The sequence below is a fragment of the Microcystis sp. M53603_WE2 genome, from assembly GCF_030065435.1.
This window is the reverse complement of sequence record NZ_JASJFF010000996.1, coordinates 1-2,533: the sequence shown is the minus strand read 5'-3', so window position 1 is coordinate 2,533 and position 2,533 is coordinate 1. Positions and strand designations below refer to the sequence as shown.

Here is a 2,533-nt window from a genome sequence, read left to right as displayed (position 1 = left end):
TCTCCGAGCCAGTAGTCAGTAGTCAGGAGAATTAAGAATGAGCATTAATCAATTAAATGCTCTATTTGGTTATTTTATGCAATTTTATGCTTATTTTTCTCATTTTTGCCCTCTCAAAAATTAATTATGCAAGAACTCTAAAGTTAATTTTGTCAAGGATTGTTCAGATGCGCTTACCCTGCTAAAACCCCAACACCCTAAAACCCTAAAACCCCAAAACCCGACACCCAAGACCCTAATTTAGTGATTTAATAAAACCGACCACTGCTGCAGGAGATAAAAACTATGTGTATTCTCGGTTTTGATCCGGGTAAGGATAAATGTGGGATCGCGGTCAGGTCATCAACGGGGAAAATTTATACCCATGAGGTGATAGCATCGTCACAAGCGCTCGAGCGTTTAGCTAGTCTCTGTCAACAATATCCGCTCGAATTATTGGTGATGGGGAACCAAACCACCTCGAAAAGTTGGTGCCAAAAAATTGCCGCTCGTGTCACTATCCCGATTACTCTAGTAGATGAACGCAATAGTACCCTAGAAGCGCGCGATCGCTATTGGCAAATGTTCCCCCCCAAAGGATTACAGAAACTCATCCCCCAAGGTATGCGTCTTCCCGATCGCCCCATTGATGATATAGTGGCGATTCTGCTGATCGAACGTCATTTACAGTCCAAATAATGTCACACTACAAAATAGACACAGCAAGGTGAATTGACGATGCTCCTAAGTAAAGGTTTTGAAGTGGAAATGTACACCGGAACAGCAGCCGGAGAAATTATCGGTTTATCCGATCGCATTGTCAAGGATTTAGATGGTTTTGTCCGGGAACCGGATAGTCGTAACGTAGAATATACTACGGCTCCCATGACTAACTATGACCGTCTTTTATGCGCTACTTTAAAACCTCGTCTCGCTCTACGGCGATATTTGCGTCGTTTAGGCAATTATACCCTAATCCCTGGCAGTACCCTCTCCTTGGGCGATAGTCAACATTTTTATCGCAGTGACCCCCACAATCCCTATCATGACTATATTGAACAGACCTACGGTACTAATGTAGTCACGGCCAGTATTCATATTAACGTCGGTATTAGCGATTATGAGGATTTAATGCGTGCCTGTCGCTTAATTCGCCTAGAAGCTCCTTTATACTTGGCTTTAAGCGCTTCTTCTCCCTTTCTCGACGGTAAAATCACCGGTTCCCATTCCCGTCGTTGGCAAGTTTTCCCCCAAACTCCCGCTTATGTTCCCCTCTTTGAAAGTCATCAACATTTTGTCACTTGGACCGAGGAACAATTAAAACTCGGTACGATGCAGAATGTTCGTCATCTCTGGGTGTCAGTACGTCCTAACGGTAGCAATCGTCCCTATAATCTCAATCGTCTAGAATTGCGAATTTGTGACCTGATTGCTAATCCTATTAGTTTATTAGCAGTTATGGCTTTTTTAGAGGCCCGTTTAACTCAACTTTTACAAGCTCCCGAATTAGACCCCTTAATTTTAAGTCAATTACCCAGCAGCAATCGCAGCGAGGATTTATTAACTTTAACCCAAGAAAACGAACAGGCTGCCGCGCGTTTTAGTCTTGATGCCACCCTGAGACATTGGTACGATGGCCGGGAAATCTTAGCTAGGGATTGGATTAAAGACCTCTATGTTCAAGTTTATCCGATCGCTAAAGAAAAGGGTTTTAGTTGTTTCCTCTCTCCCTTACAAAAAATCCTCCGCGAAGGTAACACTGCACAACAATGGTTAAAACAATACGACCAAGGTATGGATGTTAAAAGTATTATCAAACAGGCGATTATTACCCTAGAAAAAGAGGAACGAGAGTTAGAACATAAATTATGTCAGCATATTCTAGTTGCGTGAATAATTATTTTAAGGCCATGGTAATTAAACCCTGTTGACCGAGAAGAATTTCCCGCAGCAGCGTACAAATTCCTACCCAAATAATCGGAGAAATATCAACTCCTCCTAAGGGGGGTATGAGTTGACGCACGGGGATTAAAAAAGGTTCCGTGGGCCAGGCAATAATATTAAAGGGAAAGCTATTTAAATCTACCTGTGGATTCCAAGTCAGCACGATCCGTAAGATAAACAAAAGGGTCATCAACCCTAAGATAATTGCCAATGTCCAACTTAATGCGATCGCTGTGTCCATAGTCTCCAATCCCGTCTTTTTTACCGATTATCTTCCCTAAAATATAACAGTTTTTGTCTCATTTAATCATCCTAATCGCCCCAGCACCCTGCCAGTTATTCTTGCCAACCTCCCGGGTAAAAATGCCGCCAATAAAAAGTCCCAATAGGGCTTGACAAACTAGCTAGACTTGACTTATACTTTTGTTATAATGGGAGTCCGTGTCGTCCTGGAGACCCTCTCTTTTCAGGCCAGATGCAGAAGTAACTTAAAGATGACAGAATTTCGCATCGAGAAAGACAGCATGGGAGAAATTCCCGTACCTGCCGATAAACTTTGGGGAGCGCAGACCCAAAGATCCCTACAATACTTTAGTATCGGTGATAATCT

Annotated in this window: 3 protein-coding genes and 1 pseudogene; 3 read left to right on the top strand and 1 reads right to left on the bottom strand. The window is 42.6% G+C overall.

The annotated features are described in order from the left end of the window. The first annotated feature begins 285 nt into the window (after positions 1-285). Positions 286-678 (top strand): pre-16S rRNA-processing nuclease YqgF, encoded by a 393-nt coding sequence (locus tag PX481_RS21075; protein ID WP_002758073.1) that lies wholly within the window; start codon positions 286-288, stop codon positions 676-678. Between the two features lie 39 nt (positions 679-717). Continuing rightward, the gene (gene gshA, locus PX481_RS21070; protein ID WP_002758072.1) at positions 718-1,872 is read left to right on the top strand and encodes a glutamate--cysteine ligase; all 1,155 of its coding nucleotides are present in this window, start codon (positions 718-720) and stop codon (positions 1,870-1,872) included. Between the two features lie 4 nt (positions 1,873-1,876). Here the strand turns inward: gshA and PX481_RS21065 are convergent, their stop codons facing one another. Further along, positions 1,877-2,164, bottom strand: a complete 288-nt coding sequence (locus PX481_RS21065) for a YggT family protein (RefSeq protein WP_288057471.1) — start codon at positions 2,162-2,164, stop codon at positions 1,877-1,879. Between the two features lie 190 nt (positions 2,165-2,354). Here PX481_RS21065 and fumC point away from each other — a divergent pair. Continuing rightward, positions 2,355-2,533: pseudogene (gene fumC, locus PX481_RS21060) on the top strand (class II fumarate hydratase); the annotation flags it as partial.

What these genes read in the sequence shown, in the direction of transcription:
- PX481_RS21065 (WP_288057471.1), bottom strand. Translation starts at nt 2,164, where the DNA reads ATGGACACAGCGATCGCATTAAGTTGGACATTGGCAATTATCTTAGGG.
- gshA (WP_002758072.1), top strand. Translation starts at nt 718, where the DNA reads ATGCTCCTAAGTAAAGGTTTTGAAGTGGAAATGTACACCGGAACAGCA.
- PX481_RS21075 (WP_002758073.1), top strand. Translation starts at nt 286, where the DNA reads ATGTGTATTCTCGGTTTTGATCCGGGTAAGGATAAATGTGGGATCGCG.